The sequence below is a fragment of the Amycolatopsis sp. NPDC104775 genome, assembly GCF_055583325.1.
Window position 1 is genome coordinate 129,553 of record NZ_JBVJOE010000006.1, and the last position, 14,236, is coordinate 143,788.

Annotated in this window: 13 protein-coding genes; 8 read left to right on the forward strand and 5 right to left on the reverse strand. The window is 66.9% G+C overall.

The genetic code is table 11. The features are described 5' to 3' along the window. Positions 1-665 precede the first annotated feature (665 nt). Positions 666-1,613, reverse strand: a complete 948-nt coding sequence (locus tag ACZ63D_RS26790) for a nucleoside hydrolase (RefSeq protein ID WP_465357120.1) — start codon at positions 1,611-1,613, stop codon at positions 666-668. A gap of 52 nt (positions 1,614-1,665) precedes the next feature. On the opposite strand from ACZ63D_RS26790, the gene ACZ63D_RS26795 reads away from it, so the two are divergent. Further along, positions 1,666-2,421 carry an acyltransferase gene (locus ACZ63D_RS26795; RefSeq protein ID WP_037712791.1) on the forward strand — a complete coding sequence of 252 codons (756 nt, stop codon included), beginning with the start codon at positions 1,666-1,668 and terminating at the stop codon, positions 2,419-2,421. A 62-nt stretch (positions 2,422-2,483) separates the two neighbouring features. Beyond that, the gene (locus ACZ63D_RS26800) at positions 2,484-2,828 is read left to right on the forward strand and encodes a nuclear transport factor 2 family protein (RefSeq protein WP_465357121.1); all 345 of its coding nucleotides are present in this window, start codon (positions 2,484-2,486) and stop codon (positions 2,826-2,828) included. A gap of 93 nt (positions 2,829-2,921) precedes the next feature. On the opposite strand, the gene ACZ63D_RS26805 is transcribed toward ACZ63D_RS26800, so the two are convergent. The 3 genes from ACZ63D_RS26805 to ACZ63D_RS26815 form a co-directional block, all read right to left on the reverse strand. Then, a complete protein-coding gene (locus ACZ63D_RS26805; protein ID WP_465357122.1) occupies positions 2,922-3,449 on the reverse strand; it encodes a GrpB family protein in 528 nt (175 codons plus the stop codon). Between the two features lie 79 nt (positions 3,450-3,528). Further along, on the reverse strand, positions 3,529-4,785 hold the full coding sequence (gene ilvA, locus ACZ63D_RS26810; protein ID WP_465357123.1) for a threonine ammonia-lyase IlvA: 1,257 nt from the start codon (positions 4,783-4,785) through the stop codon (positions 3,529-3,531). Between the two features lie 61 nt (positions 4,786-4,846). Beyond that, on the reverse strand, positions 4,847-6,271 hold the full coding sequence (locus ACZ63D_RS26815) for a short-chain fatty acyl-CoA regulator family protein (RefSeq protein ID WP_465357124.1): 1,425 nt from the start codon (positions 6,269-6,271) through the stop codon (positions 4,847-4,849). A 229-nt stretch (positions 6,272-6,500) separates the two neighbouring features. Between ACZ63D_RS26815 and aceA the strand changes: the two genes are divergently transcribed. The 6 genes from aceA (at position 6,501) to ACZ63D_RS26845 (ending at position 12,517) form a co-directional block, all read left to right on the forward strand. Beyond that, the gene (aceA, locus tag ACZ63D_RS26820; protein WP_100266719.1) at positions 6,501-7,790 is read left to right on the forward strand and encodes an isocitrate lyase; all 1,290 of its coding nucleotides are present in this window, start codon (positions 6,501-6,503) and stop codon (positions 7,788-7,790) included. A 70-nt stretch (positions 7,791-7,860) separates the two neighbouring features. Then, complete coding sequence (aceB, locus tag ACZ63D_RS26825) at positions 7,861-9,465, forward strand: malate synthase A (protein WP_465357125.1); 1,605 nt, start codon at positions 7,861-7,863, stop codon at positions 9,463-9,465. 895 nt (positions 9,466-10,360) lie between these two features. Continuing rightward, complete coding sequence (locus ACZ63D_RS26830; protein WP_465357126.1) at positions 10,361-10,678, forward strand: DMT family transporter; 318 nt, start codon at positions 10,361-10,363, stop codon at positions 10,676-10,678. 34 nt (positions 10,679-10,712) lie between these two features. Further along, complete coding sequence (locus ACZ63D_RS26835) at positions 10,713-11,117, forward strand: DMT family transporter (protein ID WP_465357127.1); 405 nt, start codon at positions 10,713-10,715, stop codon at positions 11,115-11,117. Positions 11,118-11,259: 142 nt separating this feature from the next. Beyond that, entirely contained in the window at positions 11,260-11,415 is a 156-nt protein-coding gene (locus tag ACZ63D_RS26840) for an alpha/beta fold hydrolase (protein ID WP_465357128.1), read from the forward strand. A 715-nt stretch (positions 11,416-12,130) separates the two neighbouring features. Continuing rightward, complete coding sequence (locus tag ACZ63D_RS26845; RefSeq protein ID WP_465357129.1) at positions 12,131-12,517, forward strand: MarR family winged helix-turn-helix transcriptional regulator; 387 nt, start codon at positions 12,131-12,133, stop codon at positions 12,515-12,517. A gap of 45 nt (positions 12,518-12,562) precedes the next feature. On the opposite strand, the gene ACZ63D_RS26850 is transcribed toward ACZ63D_RS26845, so the two are convergent. Beyond that, the gene (locus ACZ63D_RS26850) at positions 12,563-13,816 is read right to left on the reverse strand and encodes a glycosyltransferase family 4 protein (RefSeq protein WP_465357130.1); all 1,254 of its coding nucleotides are present in this window, start codon (positions 13,814-13,816) and stop codon (positions 12,563-12,565) included. Positions 13,817-14,236 lie beyond the last annotated feature (420 nt).

Genomic DNA, 14,236 nt, shown 5'->3' on the forward strand with positions numbered 1-14,236 from the left:
AACCGGCGAGACATCGCCCAACTCGGATGCTTCGCCGCTCCGCAGCGACCTGCTCGTCGAGCCAGACCTATCGCCATTAAGCGGCAACTCAGCGGCCAAATCTGCACTGCTGCCACTCAACGGCGACGAGCCCTCCACCTCAGGCCGCTCGCCATCCAACGACGATTCACCGGCCAGCCCGAAGCTTTCGCCACTCAACGGCGACACCCTGGTCGACCCACGATTTTCGCCACCCGCCGACAACGATTCCCCGACCGAGGCACCACCCGAGCCGACTGATTCGCCGCTCACCGGCGACGCGTCCCCGACTGACGCACCACCCGAGCCGACCGATCCGCCACCCACGGGCGACACGCGATCCACGGACGAGCCACCCAAGCCACCCGATTCGCCACCAACCGGCAACGCCCCCGCGCCACTCTGCTTCGCACCGTCCGAACCCGTCGCCGCGTCAGGCGTGACTTGCGATTCGCCGCTGACCGGCAATGAACCAGCGCCACCCGGCTCCGCGCCGTCCGCATCCGCTACCCCGCCAGGGGTGACCCGCGATTCGCCACTGACCGGCGACGCGCCCGTCCCACGAGGCTCCCCGTCGCCCAGACCCGTCACCGCATTGGGCGCGACCTGCGATTCGCCACTCAGCGGCGACTCCCCAGCCTCCTCCATCACCGGCCCCCGGCGAGTCTCGACAGCACGAACTCGCGCAGCGTGTCCAGTTCCGTATCCACCGCCACCTCGATCGCCCGCCCGGTCGGCGCGTTCGCGACCGCCCGCCGGTCGACGATCGTCATGCCCCGGGTCGGACCTGGGCCGCAGTCGATGTCGACCGGGTAAGTCTCCGTGCGCAGAATGCCTGGCCGGATCGCCTCGGCGACAGCCACCGCGTCATGCATGACGATGCCTTCGTAACCGAGCACCTGCCGGTAGTGCGCGAGATAATCCGGAGTGAACGAGTTCAGCGCCTGACCGACCGGTCCGGACGCGGCCAGTTTCGCCAACCACGTGCTGTCCACCGCGCACCGGTGAGTGAGATCGAGGGGGACCATCACGCACGGGACGTCGTCTTCGGCGATCACACGCCGGGCGGCGTCCGGGTCGGCCCAGATGTTGAATTCGGAGACGGCGGTCGAGTTGCCGAGGGTGATCGCGCCGCCCATCAGGACGATTCGCGCGATTTTCGAACGCACGCCGGGGTGGGCCGCGAGCAGGGCGGCGATGTTCGTGAGCGGACCGATCGGCGCGATGGTCACCGGTTCGGCCGAGGCTTCGAGCAGCGAGACCATGAGGCTGACCGCGTCCGAGGCCTCGAGCGGGCGGGTCGCATCGGGCAATGAATCGGCGTGCCCGGAAAGTCCATCCAAGCCGTGGACGGTGCTCGCCCGGTGCGGTTCGCGGTGGAGGAGAGGCCGCGAGGCGCCCGCGGCGACCGGCACGTCCGGGCGGTCGCATAGCTGCAGCAGCCGGCGCGCGTTAGCGGTCGTCGTGCTCAGCGGTACGTTGCCGAAGACAGTCGTCACGCCTAGCAGGTCGACGTCCGCCGACCTCGCGGCCAGCGCGATCGCGAAAGCATCATCGACGCCGGGATCGGTGTCGATGATCAGCTTGGTCCCCATCCTGCTCCCCTTGCCTGTGGCTGGCCGTCGTCCACAGGTTACGGTCAAGGGCATGACGTCGATGTGGGGTGCGCCCGCGTTGTCGCGCGTGCGCGCCTGGCGGCGGGCCCGGCGGGACCCGCACCAGGCGAAGTTCCTGACGGCCGACTCGCTGCGCTGGATCCTGCGCAATCGCGCGTACACGCCGTGGTACCTCGTGCGCTACTACCGGCTGCTCAAATTCCGCATCGCGAACCCGCACATCATCCTGCGCGGCATGCTCTTCCTCGGCAAGAACGTCGAGATCCACTGCCGTCCCGGATACGGCCGGATGGAGATCGGCCGCTGGGTGCACATCGGCGACGGCAACGCCATCCGCTGTCACGAGGGGTCCCTTCGCATCGGCGACAAGTCGGTGTTCGGGCGGCAGAACGTGATCAACTGCTACCTCGACATCGAGCTCGGCGCCGCCACGCTCGTCGCCGACTGGGTGTACATCTGCGACTTCGACCACGTGACCGCGGACATCCACGTGCCGATCAAGGACCAGGGCATCGTCAAGTCGCCGGTCCGGATCGGCCCGGACACGTGGCTCGGCACGAAGGTCAGCGTCCTCAAGGGCACCCGCGTCGGCCGCGGCAGCGTGCTCGGCGCGCACGCGGTGGTGCGCGGTGACATCCCGGACTACTCGATCGCGGTCGGCTCACCGGCCCGAGTGGTCCGCAACCGCGAGGACGACTACGCCGCGGATGCGGCCCGGCGCGAGGCAGTCGCCGACATGGCGCGCAAGGCCAATAAGGCGCTGCAGAAGACGCTTGGCGACAGCTGACGTAAACACGTCTGTCGAGTCCGGCGGCGAAAATAGCCTGACAGCGTCGATAGTCTCGTCCTATGAGCGAAGCCCTGCGTCGGCACGTCGCCGCCTTCAACAACCGTGACCTTCAAGCCCTTCTCGACGGCTTCACCGAGGACGCGGTGTGGATCACCGGAAGCAGCGTCGCGCGCGGACGCGCTGAACTTACCGAGCTGTTCAGCGGTGCCATGGAACAACTTCTCCCGACTTTGACGGTCGACAACGTTCTCGCGGACGGTGACCAGGTCGCCGCCCAATTGACTGAGCGGCTCACCCACAACGGCGAGGACCACGTCTTCGCCATCGCTGGCTTCTATCGGCTGTCCGGAGACCGCATCAAGTCCGCGAAGATCTACCGTGAGGGCAGCGCCGAACTGGGCTGAGCAGTGTTGCCGTTTTTTGGCGAATCGCTCTGACCTGCGTGGACAGGAGCCAATTCAGCTCGATCAGCCACGATCGGACTGTCTGAACGCCCTTCAACCGACGCCGCGGTCAGGCGGCTCCGACAGAGCTTTCGCCACCACGTCGTCGATAAAGCCGGTCTTCGCTGCGGTGTAGGCGGCACGGTCGGTGCGGAAGCGATGGGCGAGCGAACGCTTCAACGTCGCGTACTTGTGAGCGGTCTCCGGGTGAGTGCGCAGGAAGTCCCGGAACGCGATTACCCGAGCGAGATTCTCGTTCTCGCCAGTGCAGACGTAGAGGTGGTGCGGCGGTGTGCCGGGAGGCCGGGCGAAGGCTTCTCGACCGGGAATGCCGAGATCGCCTTCGTGCCGGTAGCCGATTCGCCGCAAATTGGCGACAACTGCGGGCAGGTCGTCGCGGGTGGCGATGACGACAGTCAGGTCGATGATCGGTTTAGCGGCCAGCCCGGGGACCGCTGTGCTGCCGACGTGCTCGACGCGTTGCGCAAGTCCGCCGATCGCTTCGGTGATCCGGTCGCGGAGACTGGCGAATACTTGAGGCCATCGCGGGTCGTAGTCCACGATCTCGACGGGCGCGGCCACTCTCGTCCTCCCGGAACGTGCCCTAGTCGGCTTACCCAGCGGGTAAAGTCCCTGCTGCACAGAGCCCGGGGACAGGACCTCAGAGCAGGAAGTGGAACAACGGACTCCCCGGCTCCACTCGCTCCACCTGCAACGGGCTCTTCTCCAACCGCGCCAGCAACCCCGGCAAGTCCGCGCGCCGCGGGATCTCGACACCGATCAACGCCGGACCGATCTCCCGGTTGTTGCGCTTCACGTACTCGAACCGGGTGATGTCGTCCTCCGGTCCGAGGATTTCGTCAAGGAACCGCCGGAGCGCGCCGGGTTCCTGCGGGAAGCTGACGAGGAAGTAGTGCTTCAACCCTTCGTGCATCAGCGAGCGCTCGAGGATTTCGCTGTACCGGCTGACGTCGTTGTTGCCGCCGGAAACGATGCACACCACCGTCTGTCCCGGTTCGACCTGCACGCTCGTCCCGAGCGAAGCGGCCGCGAGCGCACCCGCGGGTTCGGCGATGATGCCGTCCGATTGGTACAGCGACAGCATTTCCGTGCACACCGCACCCTCGGCGACGGACGTCAGTTCCGCACCACTGTCCCGGATCAACGGGAACGTCACTTGTCCGGCCTCGCGCACCGCGGCACCGTCCACGAACGGGTCCACCGCGTCGATCCGCACCGGCTCGCCCGCTTCGAGAGCCGCCGCCATGCACATCGCCCCAGCTGGCTCAACGCCGACGACCCGGATGTCCGGATGCCGCTCGCGAACCCACGTCGCGATCCCGGCCAGCAGCCCGCCGCCGCCGACCGGCACGACCAGGACATCCGGCATGAAGCCGAGCTGCGAGACCACTTCAAGCGCGACAGTGCCCTGACCGGCCACAGTGCGGACGTCGTCGAACGCTGGCACGAGCGTCGCCCCAGTGCGGTGGGCGTCGTCCTTAGCCGCGGCGAAGGCGTCTTCGTACGTCTCGCCGACGACAATGACCTCGATGTGCGCACCGCCGAGCGCCGCAATGCGTTCACGCTTCTGTCGAGGCGTCGTGCCCGGCACGTACACGCGACCATTCGCCCCTAAACGGCGACACGCGTACGCGACGCCTTGTGCGTGGTTGCCCGCACTCGCGCACACGACACCGCGCGCCCGCGTCGCGGCATCGAGCTGCACGATGAAGTTGTACGCGCCGCGGATCTTGTACGAGCGCACAGTCTGCTGGTCTTCGCGCTTAAGCCAGACGCGCGCGTCTACGCGGGACGACAGGCGCGCGTTGGGCTCGAGGGGCGTGCGGGTGACCACGCCCGCGAGCCGTTCGGCGGCCTGTTCGACCAGTTCTGCGTTCACCGTGTCGATGTCGTGCACTCGGGTGAATGTACTTCGCACCCGGTGAACACGTCCGGGGCACTCACGTCACTGGCTGCGTTCACGTCTTCGGCACCGCCGGGTACGGGACGAAGGTGCTGGTGTTTTCGTCCACCGTGAGCGGTTTGCCGATGGCCGGAAACGCGCGTTGCGAACAAGCGGGCCGGTCGCACACCTTGCAGCCCATGCCGATCGGCGTCGCGGCGGCGGGTTCGTCCAGGTCAAGGCCGGTCGAGTAGATCAGCCGGCCCGCGTGCCGCAGTTCGCAGCCGAGACCGACGGTGAACGTCTTGCCCGGGCTGCCGTAGCCGCCGATATTGCGCGACACCGTCCGCGCGACCCAGAAGTACCGCTTGCCGTCCGGCAGCGCGGCGATCTGCGTGAGGATTTTGCCCGGCGAGGTGAACGCCTCGTAGATGTTCCACAACGGGCAAGCACCGCCGACGCGCGAGAAGTGAAAACCCGCCGCCGACTGGCGTTTCGACATGTTCCCGGCCCGGTCCACGCGCACGAACGAGAACGGCACCCCGCGCTGTTTTGGCCGCTGAAGAGTCGACAGCCGGTGACACGTGGTCTCGAAACCGACGCCGAAGTGGTCGCAGAGGCGCTCGATGTCGTACCGGAACTCTTCGGCCGCGGCCAGGAATGGGCTGTACGGCAGGATCAGCGCACCGGCGAAGTAGTTCGCCAGGCCGACCCGCGCGAGCGTGCGTGCGGCCGGGCCGGAAAACGCCCATGAATCGGCGAGTTCGGTGATCAAGTCGTCGTATTCCAGCAACGCGATCTGAGATGCCATCCGGAACGCCTGCTGTCCGACGCGCAGGCTCGGTGCCAGCCGCAACACCCGTGTCGCCGGCTCGTACCGATGCTGTTCACCTGCGGATTCGTTGATGCCTTCGCTGGTCACGTCGACGCCGTAGCGCTGCCACAGCCGTTCCTTGAGCGACCCGAGCACCGATCCGCGCCGCAGCGGGATCTGCGCGGCCATCTTCTCGGCCCGCTCGTCCAGCTCGGCGACGTAGTTCTCCCGCTCGTAGAAGAAGTCGCGGACCTCCTCGTGCGGCAATGGCGCGGCGGCGCTCCCGTGCAGGCCAAGACCGTTTTCCGTGGTCAGTGCGGCTGTGCTCTCCACGGCGTTGCGGTAGCTGCGATGCAGTTTCACCAACGCCTGCGCGATCGACGGCAGGTTGCTGGCCAGTTCGTTCAGTTCGCTCGTCGTCGCTTCGATGCCCACGGCCTCGTCGAGCAGGGCTTCCTTGACGTCGGCAACGAGCCGCGAGGTGTCGTTGTTGGCGAAGAACTCGGTGTCGACCCCAAACGCCTGCGTGATCCGAAGCAGCACCGGCACTGTCAGCGGGCGCGAGTTGTGCTCGATCTGATTGAGATAACTGGGTGAGATCTCGAGCACACGGGCGAGATCCGCCTGGCTCATCGACCGGCTCTCACGCAGATGCCGCAACCGCGCCCCGGCGAAAGTTTTGTCCATCAGTGCTCCGTCCGGTCGGAAGGTTTCCGGGCCTGAACGATTACGTGAACGATCAAGCCCGCGAATTTTCGCTGCGGTTGCGAACGGCAGATTCGCAACCTTTGCAACATGCTAGGCAATCTTCGCAGAAATTGGCAAATTGGAGCGCTAGACCAGGTTTTCCCGCTCGTGTCAGGGTCGTGACCAGGCAAGGCGAGCAATCGCAAACTTCGCAACACGGGAGAGTCCGATGACCGAGCAGGCCAATCAGCTCGAGCAGGCGGCGGCCGAGCTGGCCGAGCAGTGGAAGACCGACCCCCGCTGGGCGGGTGTCCAGCGGACCTACTCCGCCGCCGACGTGGTGAAGCTTCGCGGTTCTGTCGTCGAAGAGCACACCCTCGCCCGCCGCGGCGCGGAGAAGCTGTGGGAGCTGCTGCACAGCGAGGACTACGTCCACGCGCTGGGCGCGCTCACCGGCAACCAGGCCGTGCAGCAGGTGCGCGCCGGCCTGAAGGCCATCTACCTGTCCGGCTGGCAGGTCGCCGCCGACGCCAACCTCGCCGGCCAGACCTACCCGGACCAGAGCCTCTACCCGGCCAACTCGGTTCCGGCCGTCGTCCGCCGCATCAACAACGCGCTGGGCCGCGCCGACCAGATCAACTGGGCCGAGGGCAACGGCGACATCGACTGGTTCGCCCCGATCGTCGCCGACGCCGAGGCTGGCTTCGGCGGTCCGCTGAACGCGTTCGAGCTGATGAAGGGCATGATCGCGGCCGGCGCCGCGGGCGTGCACTGGGAAGACCAGCTCGCGTCCGAGAAGAAGTGCGGCCACCTCGGCGGCAAGGTCCTCATCCCGACCAAGCAGCATGAGCGCACCCTGAACGCCGCCCGTCTCGCCGCCGACGTGCTGAACGTGCCGACCCTGGTCGTCGCCCGCACCGACGCGCAGGCCGCGACCCTGCTGACCAGCGACGTCGACGAGCGCGACCGCAAGTACCTCACCGGCGGCCGCACCTCCGAGGGCTTCTACGAGGTCAACAACGGCATCGAGCCGTGCATCGACCGCGGCTTGGCCTACGCGCAGTACGCCGACCTGCTGTGGATGGAGACTTCCACGCCGGACCTCGAGGTCGCCCGCAAGTACGCCGAGGCGATCAAGGCGCAGTACCCGGACCAGATGCTGGCCTACAACTGCTCGCCGTCGTTCAACTGGAAGAAGCACCTCGACGACGACACCATCGCGCGGTTCCAGCGCGAGCTCGGCGCCATGGGTTACAAGTTCCAGTTCATCACGCTGGCCGGCTTCCACGCGCTGAACTACTCGATGTTCGACCTGGCGCACGGCTACGCCCGCAACGGCATGAGCGCCTACGTCGACCTGCAGGAGCGCGAGTTCGCTTCGGAGGAGCGCGGCTACACCGCGACGAAGCACCAGCGCGAGGTCGGCACCGGTTGGTTCGACCTGGTGTCCACCGCGCTGAACCCGGAGAGCTCGACCACCGCGCTCAAGGGTTCGACCGAAGAAGACCAGTTCCACTGACGCACCCCGCGGGCCGGCGATCCCGGTCGCCGGCCCGCCCCCTTCCTTTCCCCCTTCGCGGAGGTACGAGATGGCTGACACGTTGAACACCCGCATCGAGGTCACCGGGCCCGCCGATGGCCGCTTCGCCGAGATTCTCACCCCGGCCGCACTGGACTTCGTAGCCAAACTCGACAACACCTTCGCCGGACGCCGCCGCGAACTCCTCGACGAGCGCCGCCGCCGTCGCGAGCGGCTGCAGTCGGGGGAGGAGCAGCTCGACTTCCTGCCCGAGACCCGGTCGATCCGGGCGGACGAGAGCTGGCGCATCGCCCCCGTCGCGCCCGGTCTCGAGGACCGGCGCGTCGAGATCACCGGCCCGACCGACCGCAAGATGACGGTCAACGCGCTCAACTCCGGCGCGAAGGTGTGGCTGGCGGACTTCGAGGACGCGACCTCGCCGACCTGGCACAACGTCATCGACGGCCAGCTCAACCTGTTCGACGCCATCCGCCGCAACATCGACTTCACCACCGAGGCCGGCAAGCGCTACACGATCGGCGACGACCCGGCGACGATCGTCGCCCGCCCGCGCGGCTGGCACCTGGTCGAAAAGCACATCCGCATCGACGGCCGCCCGGTTTCGGCGAGCCTCGTGGACTTCGGCCTGTACTTCTTCCACAACGCCCGGCAGCTTCTGGCGCGCGGCAGCGGCCCGTACTTCTACCTGCCGAAGCTGGAAAGCCACCAGGAAGCGCGCCTGTGGAACGACGTGTTCCTGCTGGCACAGAAGGAACTCGGCATCCCGCGCGGCACCATCCGCGCGACCGTGCTGATCGAGACGATCACCGCGGCCTTCGAGATGGACGAGATCCTCTACGAACTCCGCGAGCACGCCGCTGGCTTGAACGCCGGTCGCTGGGACTACATCTTCAGCGTCATCAAGAACTTCTCCGCGCACGGTGCCGACTTCGTGCTGCCGGACCGCGCTCAGGTGACGATGACGGTCCCCTTCATGCGCGCTTACACCGAACTGCTCGTCAGCACCTGCCACCGCCGCGGGGCGCACGCGATCGGCGGCATGGCGGCCTTCATCCCGAGCAAGGACCCGGCTACCAACGAAAACGCGCTGGAGAAGGTCCGTCAGGACAAGGAACGCGAGGCAGGCGACGGCTTCGACGGCTCGTGGGTCGCGCACCCCGGCCTGGTCCCGGTCTGCCGCGAGGTGTTCGACCGCGCGCTCGGCGGCTGGCCGAACCAGCTCGGCAAGCTGCGTGAAGACGTGTCCGTCGACGCTTCGGACCTGCTCGACGTCGCGAGCGCCGGTGGCGAGGTCACCGAAGCGGGCGTGCGGGCGAACATCAACGTCGCCCTCCGCTACATCGACTCCTGGCTGCGCGGCACCGGTGCCGCGGCGATCCACAACCTCATGGAAGACGCCGCGACGGCCGAAATCGCGCGGTGCCAGGTCTGGCAGTGGATCCGCAACGGCACGAAGCTCGAGGACGGCACGGCGCTGACCCGCGAGCTGGCCGTCGAATTCCTGGACGACGAACTGACAAAGGTCCGCACGGACCTCGGCCCGTCAGCCCGCCTCGACGACGCCCGCGAGATCTTCACCGAGACCGCCCTCGGCGAGAAGCTGCCGAGCTTCCTCACGACTGTCGCCTACGCCCGCTACCTGACCGAGCGGTGACAGACTCCGGTCGCCAGTGACCTGACCACCGGCGACCGGTTACCCCGCACCACTTTTTGGGATGGTGCTGGGGACGGGTCCGGTGGCGGAGGCTCCCCGCCACCGGACCCGGGTCTTTCCGGACCCGCGCTCCTTCGCCGCTGACCGGCGAGGGGCGCGGGCTTTCGGATTCTCCGGCTTGGGGCCAGCTCGGCTTCAATTCTTGACCCGCGCTCCGCAGGCGAGATCCCGGGTTCCGCTCGTGCTCTGCCCCGGCCGAATCTCGGGTGCTGCTTATGCTCGACCCCTGCGCAATCACGGGCGCTGATCGAGGCCGGGGTTGTCGTGGCCGCTCAACGGCGAATCCCTGCACAACGCAAGGACTCGTCCGATCCCGCCCCTGGTTCGAGACCCTCTCATCCGGCTCGACCGTATTACCCAGACTGAGCACGTCGTTCAGACCCAGCCAGCTGGCTCCTTCGGGCGGACTCGTTCTCCGCCGCCGATGCCAAGAACCCCTCGCCCGGCTCCATGCAATCGGCGTCCAGCCCCTGTCCGCACTCCGATCGCCACAGTCGCCAGGCAGCCGACCCCGCCGAGGCTCCCGTCTCCTTCGCCCGATCCGCCCAGCGATGCGAACGGGGCGCCGAACCCTCCGGCTCCGATCCCATTCCGCCCGAACAGTCGTTGCCACTCAGCGGCGAATACCTGGTCAACGCCTCCTTCTCAGGATCGCCCGCCCTGTCGGCGACCGCAACTCATTTCCTCGGCAACCGCCCGATGCCGCCGTGACCACCCCCGCCAACCCCCTTGCCTATTTGATTCGACATACATATATTGCACATGTAACTACCTGGGGGAGCGTCGCCGGCAAGGGAGCCGAGCAGCTTCCGACCTGACTCGCACCGGAGAAACCATGCACTGGCTCTACCTCGGCATCGCTGTGTTCTTCGAGATCGCCTTCGCGCTCGGAGCCAACGCCACGAACGGATTCACCAAGCTGTGGCCGTCGGTATTCACGCTGGTCATGGCGGCTGGCGGCATTTTCTTCCTCAGCCGCGCCCTGCTGACGCTGGACGTCGGCGTCGGCTACGCGATCTGGACCGGTCTCGGCTCGGTCGGCATCGTGCTGCTGGGCGCGCTGATCTTCAAGGAGAAGCTCAACTGGCGCAAGCTCATCGGCTTCGGCCTCGTGATCTGCGGCATCATCGGCCTCCAGCTGACCGGTGCCTGAACCTCGACTTCCCACTCCCGAAAGGACTCCCATCGTGTCCGCTCAGCCCGAAGCAGCACCCATCGTCGCACCGGAGAAGCCGCAGACCACTCGCCGCGCGTGGGGCATCCTGCTCGTCGCCGGGGTCTGCGAAATCGCGTTCGCCATCAGCACGGACGGCAGCCGCGGCTTCACCAACCTGCCGTGGTCGATCGCCACCGTAATCGCTGCGGCTGCAACGATTTTCACCCTCAGCCTGGCCCTACGCACCATCGACGTCGGCGTCGGCTACGCGGTCTGGACCGGCATCGGCGCGAGCGGTGCTGCGATCTTCGGCGCGATCATCTTCGGCGAAAACCTGGGACCGCTCCGAATCCTGTTCCTGGCATTGATCATCGCCGGAGTCATCTGCCTCAAACTCGCTGGTGGTTCAACCCATTCAGCGAAGTCTGACGACTGACCGTATCCAGTCCGATGCCCAGCCGGAATTTGCCACTCGGCGGCGAACCGCCCTAGTTCTGGCTACAGGAACCAGATCACGGTGGTCACCACGCTGCACCGGCGCGGCATAATTGTTTGCGACGAAGCTGGAGGCCAGCCAAATGCCCACGGCAACCATCAACGACCGCCAGATTTTCTTCGCCGACACCGGAGGAAACGGGCCGGCGTTGCTCCTGGGACACGGCTACTTCCTGGACCACTTAACCTTCTCGCCGCAAGCAGCGATGTTCGCGCCGGAGTGGCGTGTGATCACCTGAGACGCCCGCGGCCACGGACAATCCCCGGACGACGACCCCGGCACGTCCTACACGTATTGGCAGCCTTACGCGAAAACGGCCCAATTGACGACCTCACCATACCCCTTTCCACACAACTGCTCGGAGAATCCGACCTTCGCGACGAATTGCGCGCACGATGGCGCGCCGCACCCTGTTTCCCGCTAGGCCCGGCCGCGAACTGCCTGCTGGAGCGAGACGACGTTTCGGGCCGCCTGAACGAAACTACCTGCCCGACGCTGATGATGTGGGGCGATCAGGACGCTTCCCTTCCGCGCGACCGCATGGACCTGCTGGACGAACGCCTCCCGAACGCCAGTGGCGTACACGTAATCCGCGGTACTGCCCATACGCCTACCCTGACTCACCCCAGAGCAGGTCAACCCGTTGCTGCACCAGTTCCTGCGGACGTTCGTCTGACCGGTTCCTTCAACCTGCGCGAGGTTCTTGCACCACCGGCCTGCCGAATCCTCCTGCAGACCATGCCACCTAGGGTCAAGTGCGATCTCCAGCGAACGAGAGGCTTCCAGACGCCCAATTGCATGCACGCACATGTGCTATACAAGAGGTCTCGGCGTCACTTCTCGACGTCGGACGAGGTTTCGCCGGAGAGGCAGTTCGCGTGACCACCACACCTTCCCATGGCCGCAAGTCGGCAGGAGCGAAACTAACCACCCTCGGCGCGATGTGGCCCCGCATGATGGCACTTCGCAGCCGCGTCGACCACGAGGTCGAGCAAGCCTTGCAACGGCAGCTGCACCTGGGCTTCTCGGAGTTCGTCGCCCTGCTGTCACTGGCCGACCGACCTGACGGCGAACTCCGCATGCAGGAACTCGCGGACGCGACGTCGCTCAACCAGAGCTCCGCGACCCGCCTCGTGGGCCGTCTCGAGCGTACCGGCCTGACCGAACGACGTCTCTGCGAATACGACCGTCGCGGCGTCTACACCGGAATTACCGATGCCGGCCGAGCCACGTTGCGCAAAGCCGTCCCGGTCTACGAAGCCGCGCTGGCGAGCGCCTTCGATCGAGTGGCCGCGGACCCCGACTACCGCGACCTCATCGCCGCCGTTGACCCCCGCTGACCAGTCATTCGCCACTGAACGGCGAATCTGGCCAACTGGCGCGCCCTACACTTCGAACGCGTTGCCAGTCGCGATCTTCGGCCGCCCCAACTCTACTGGCTCACCGACCCGCGCCCGCCGGTAAACGTCGACGGTCGCCTCCGCGATCCGCCCCCAATCGAAGTCCGCACCAAGCCGCGCCTGTGCCGCACGCGCACGGCGGGTCGCGGCCGGAACGTCGCTCAAGACCGTCACCACGGCTGAGGCGAGGCCAGCGACGTCGCCCGGCGCGAAAGCCAGTCCGGTCTCCCCATCGATGACCACCTCGCCGAGCCCACCCGCGGTCGACGCCACCAGCGGTGCTTTCGCGGCAGCCGCCTCCAGCGCGACGATCCCAAACGGCTCGTACCGGCTCGGCAGCACGACCGCGTCGGCCGCGGCGAGGAGTGCGCGCAGGTCTCGATCGGAGAGGTGACCGACGAAGTCCACTGCCCGGCGAATCCGCAGCTTGCGCGCCTGTGCGACAAGCTCATCGTGATGTCGCCCTTTTCCGGCGACGACCACTCGAGTCCCCGGGAATCGGCGGCGGATCCGCGGCAACGCGGTCAGCAGGTCCTGGACGCCCTTTTCCCACTCCAGCCGACCGAAGAACAGCAGGAACGGCGCACCGTCCGGACTGTGCTGTTCCCGCATCCTCGCGACTTCCCCGGAGGACACGCGCCAACTGCGCCCCTCGATGCCGTTATGGATCACCGCGACGTCGGCCGGGTCGATCTCGAAGAGATGCGCGACCTCCTTGCGCATGGCCTGCGAACAGGTGATCACCGCGTCGGCGCGATTGGCCAGCCACCACTCGACCGAATGCACTTGCTGGTTGAGCGGGTGCGACAGCCATCCCGAATGCCGGCCCGCTTCTGTCGCATGAATCGTCCCGACGAGCGGCACCCGAGCGGCCTCGGCGACCGCGATCGCCGGATGAGTGACCAGCCAGTCGTGAGCGTGCACGACGTCGGGTTGCCACGTGCGGAGCAAATCCTGCGCCGCCCGGATCATGGCGTGCCCCATCGCGAGCGTCCACGCGACGAGATCACGCTCGAAAGTCAGGTGCATCGGGTCCTCAGCCACGCGGACGACCCGGACACCCTCAATGACCCGATCGCTGCGCGGATGCGTCGATGCGTCGGTGCCCGCAGTGTGCCGACAGAGGACGACGACGTCGTGGCCCTGCATGGCGAGGTGCCTCGCCAGCGCGTGGACGTGCCGGGCCAGCCCGCCGATGACCACCGGCGGGTACTCCCAGGACAACATCAGCACGCGCATGGCCCGAGGTTACTCGCCAGTCGCTTGCCCCGGGGCGGCCGCCCGAACGACCGGCGGAAAGCCTCGCCGCCACCTGGCGAAAAAGTGCCTGAGCCGGGACGAATTCGCTGGTCAAGGCGTTTCGCCAGAAAACGGCAACAGCCCCGCCTGGTCGGTTGGCTAGCCCGCGGCAGCCGCATCCCCGCAGCTCAGCCCTTGTCTCGGACAGTAGCGACCGCCGTACTGAATCGGAGCTCCTACTACGGTCACTGCCCACGACCGGCTGCCCTCGCACGCCTCGCCCACCCCTCTGCGCCCGGGACCGAAGCGTTTTCTCCAGCGACTGACCAGCTATTCGCCACTGAGCGGCGAATAGCTGGTCAACGGCAACTTTGCCCGAGGCTCCTGCGGAAGCTGCGCTGATGACCAGTTGTCGGCCAG

Coding starts and splice junctions, on each gene's coding strand:
- ACZ63D_RS26790 (WP_465357120.1), bottom strand. CDS start 1,613: ATGGGGACCAAGCTGATCATCGACACCGATCCCGGCGTCGATGATGCT.
- ACZ63D_RS26795 (WP_037712791.1), top strand. CDS start 1,666: ATGACGTCGATGTGGGGTGCGCCCGCGTTGTCGCGCGTGCGCGCCTGG.
- ACZ63D_RS26800 (WP_465357121.1), top strand. CDS start 2,484: ATGAGCGAAGCCCTGCGTCGGCACGTCGCCGCCTTCAACAACCGTGAC.
- ACZ63D_RS26815 (WP_465357124.1), bottom strand. CDS start 6,271: ATGGACAAAACTTTCGCCGGGGCGCGGTTGCGGCATCTGCGTGAGAGC.
- aceA (WP_100266719.1), top strand. CDS start 6,501: ATGACCGAGCAGGCCAATCAGCTCGAGCAGGCGGCGGCCGAGCTGGCC.
- aceB (WP_465357125.1), top strand. CDS start 7,861: ATGGCTGACACGTTGAACACCCGCATCGAGGTCACCGGGCCCGCCGAT.
- ACZ63D_RS26830 (WP_465357126.1), top strand. CDS start 10,361: ATGCACTGGCTCTACCTCGGCATCGCTGTGTTCTTCGAGATCGCCTTC.
- ACZ63D_RS26840 (WP_465357128.1), top strand. CDS start 11,260: ATGCCCACGGCAACCATCAACGACCGCCAGATTTTCTTCGCCGACACC.
- ACZ63D_RS26845 (WP_465357129.1), top strand. CDS start 12,131: ATGATGGCACTTCGCAGCCGCGTCGACCACGAGGTCGAGCAAGCCTTG.
- ACZ63D_RS26850 (WP_465357130.1), bottom strand. CDS start 13,816: ATGCGCGTGCTGATGTTGTCCTGGGAGTACCCGCCGGTGGTCATCGGC.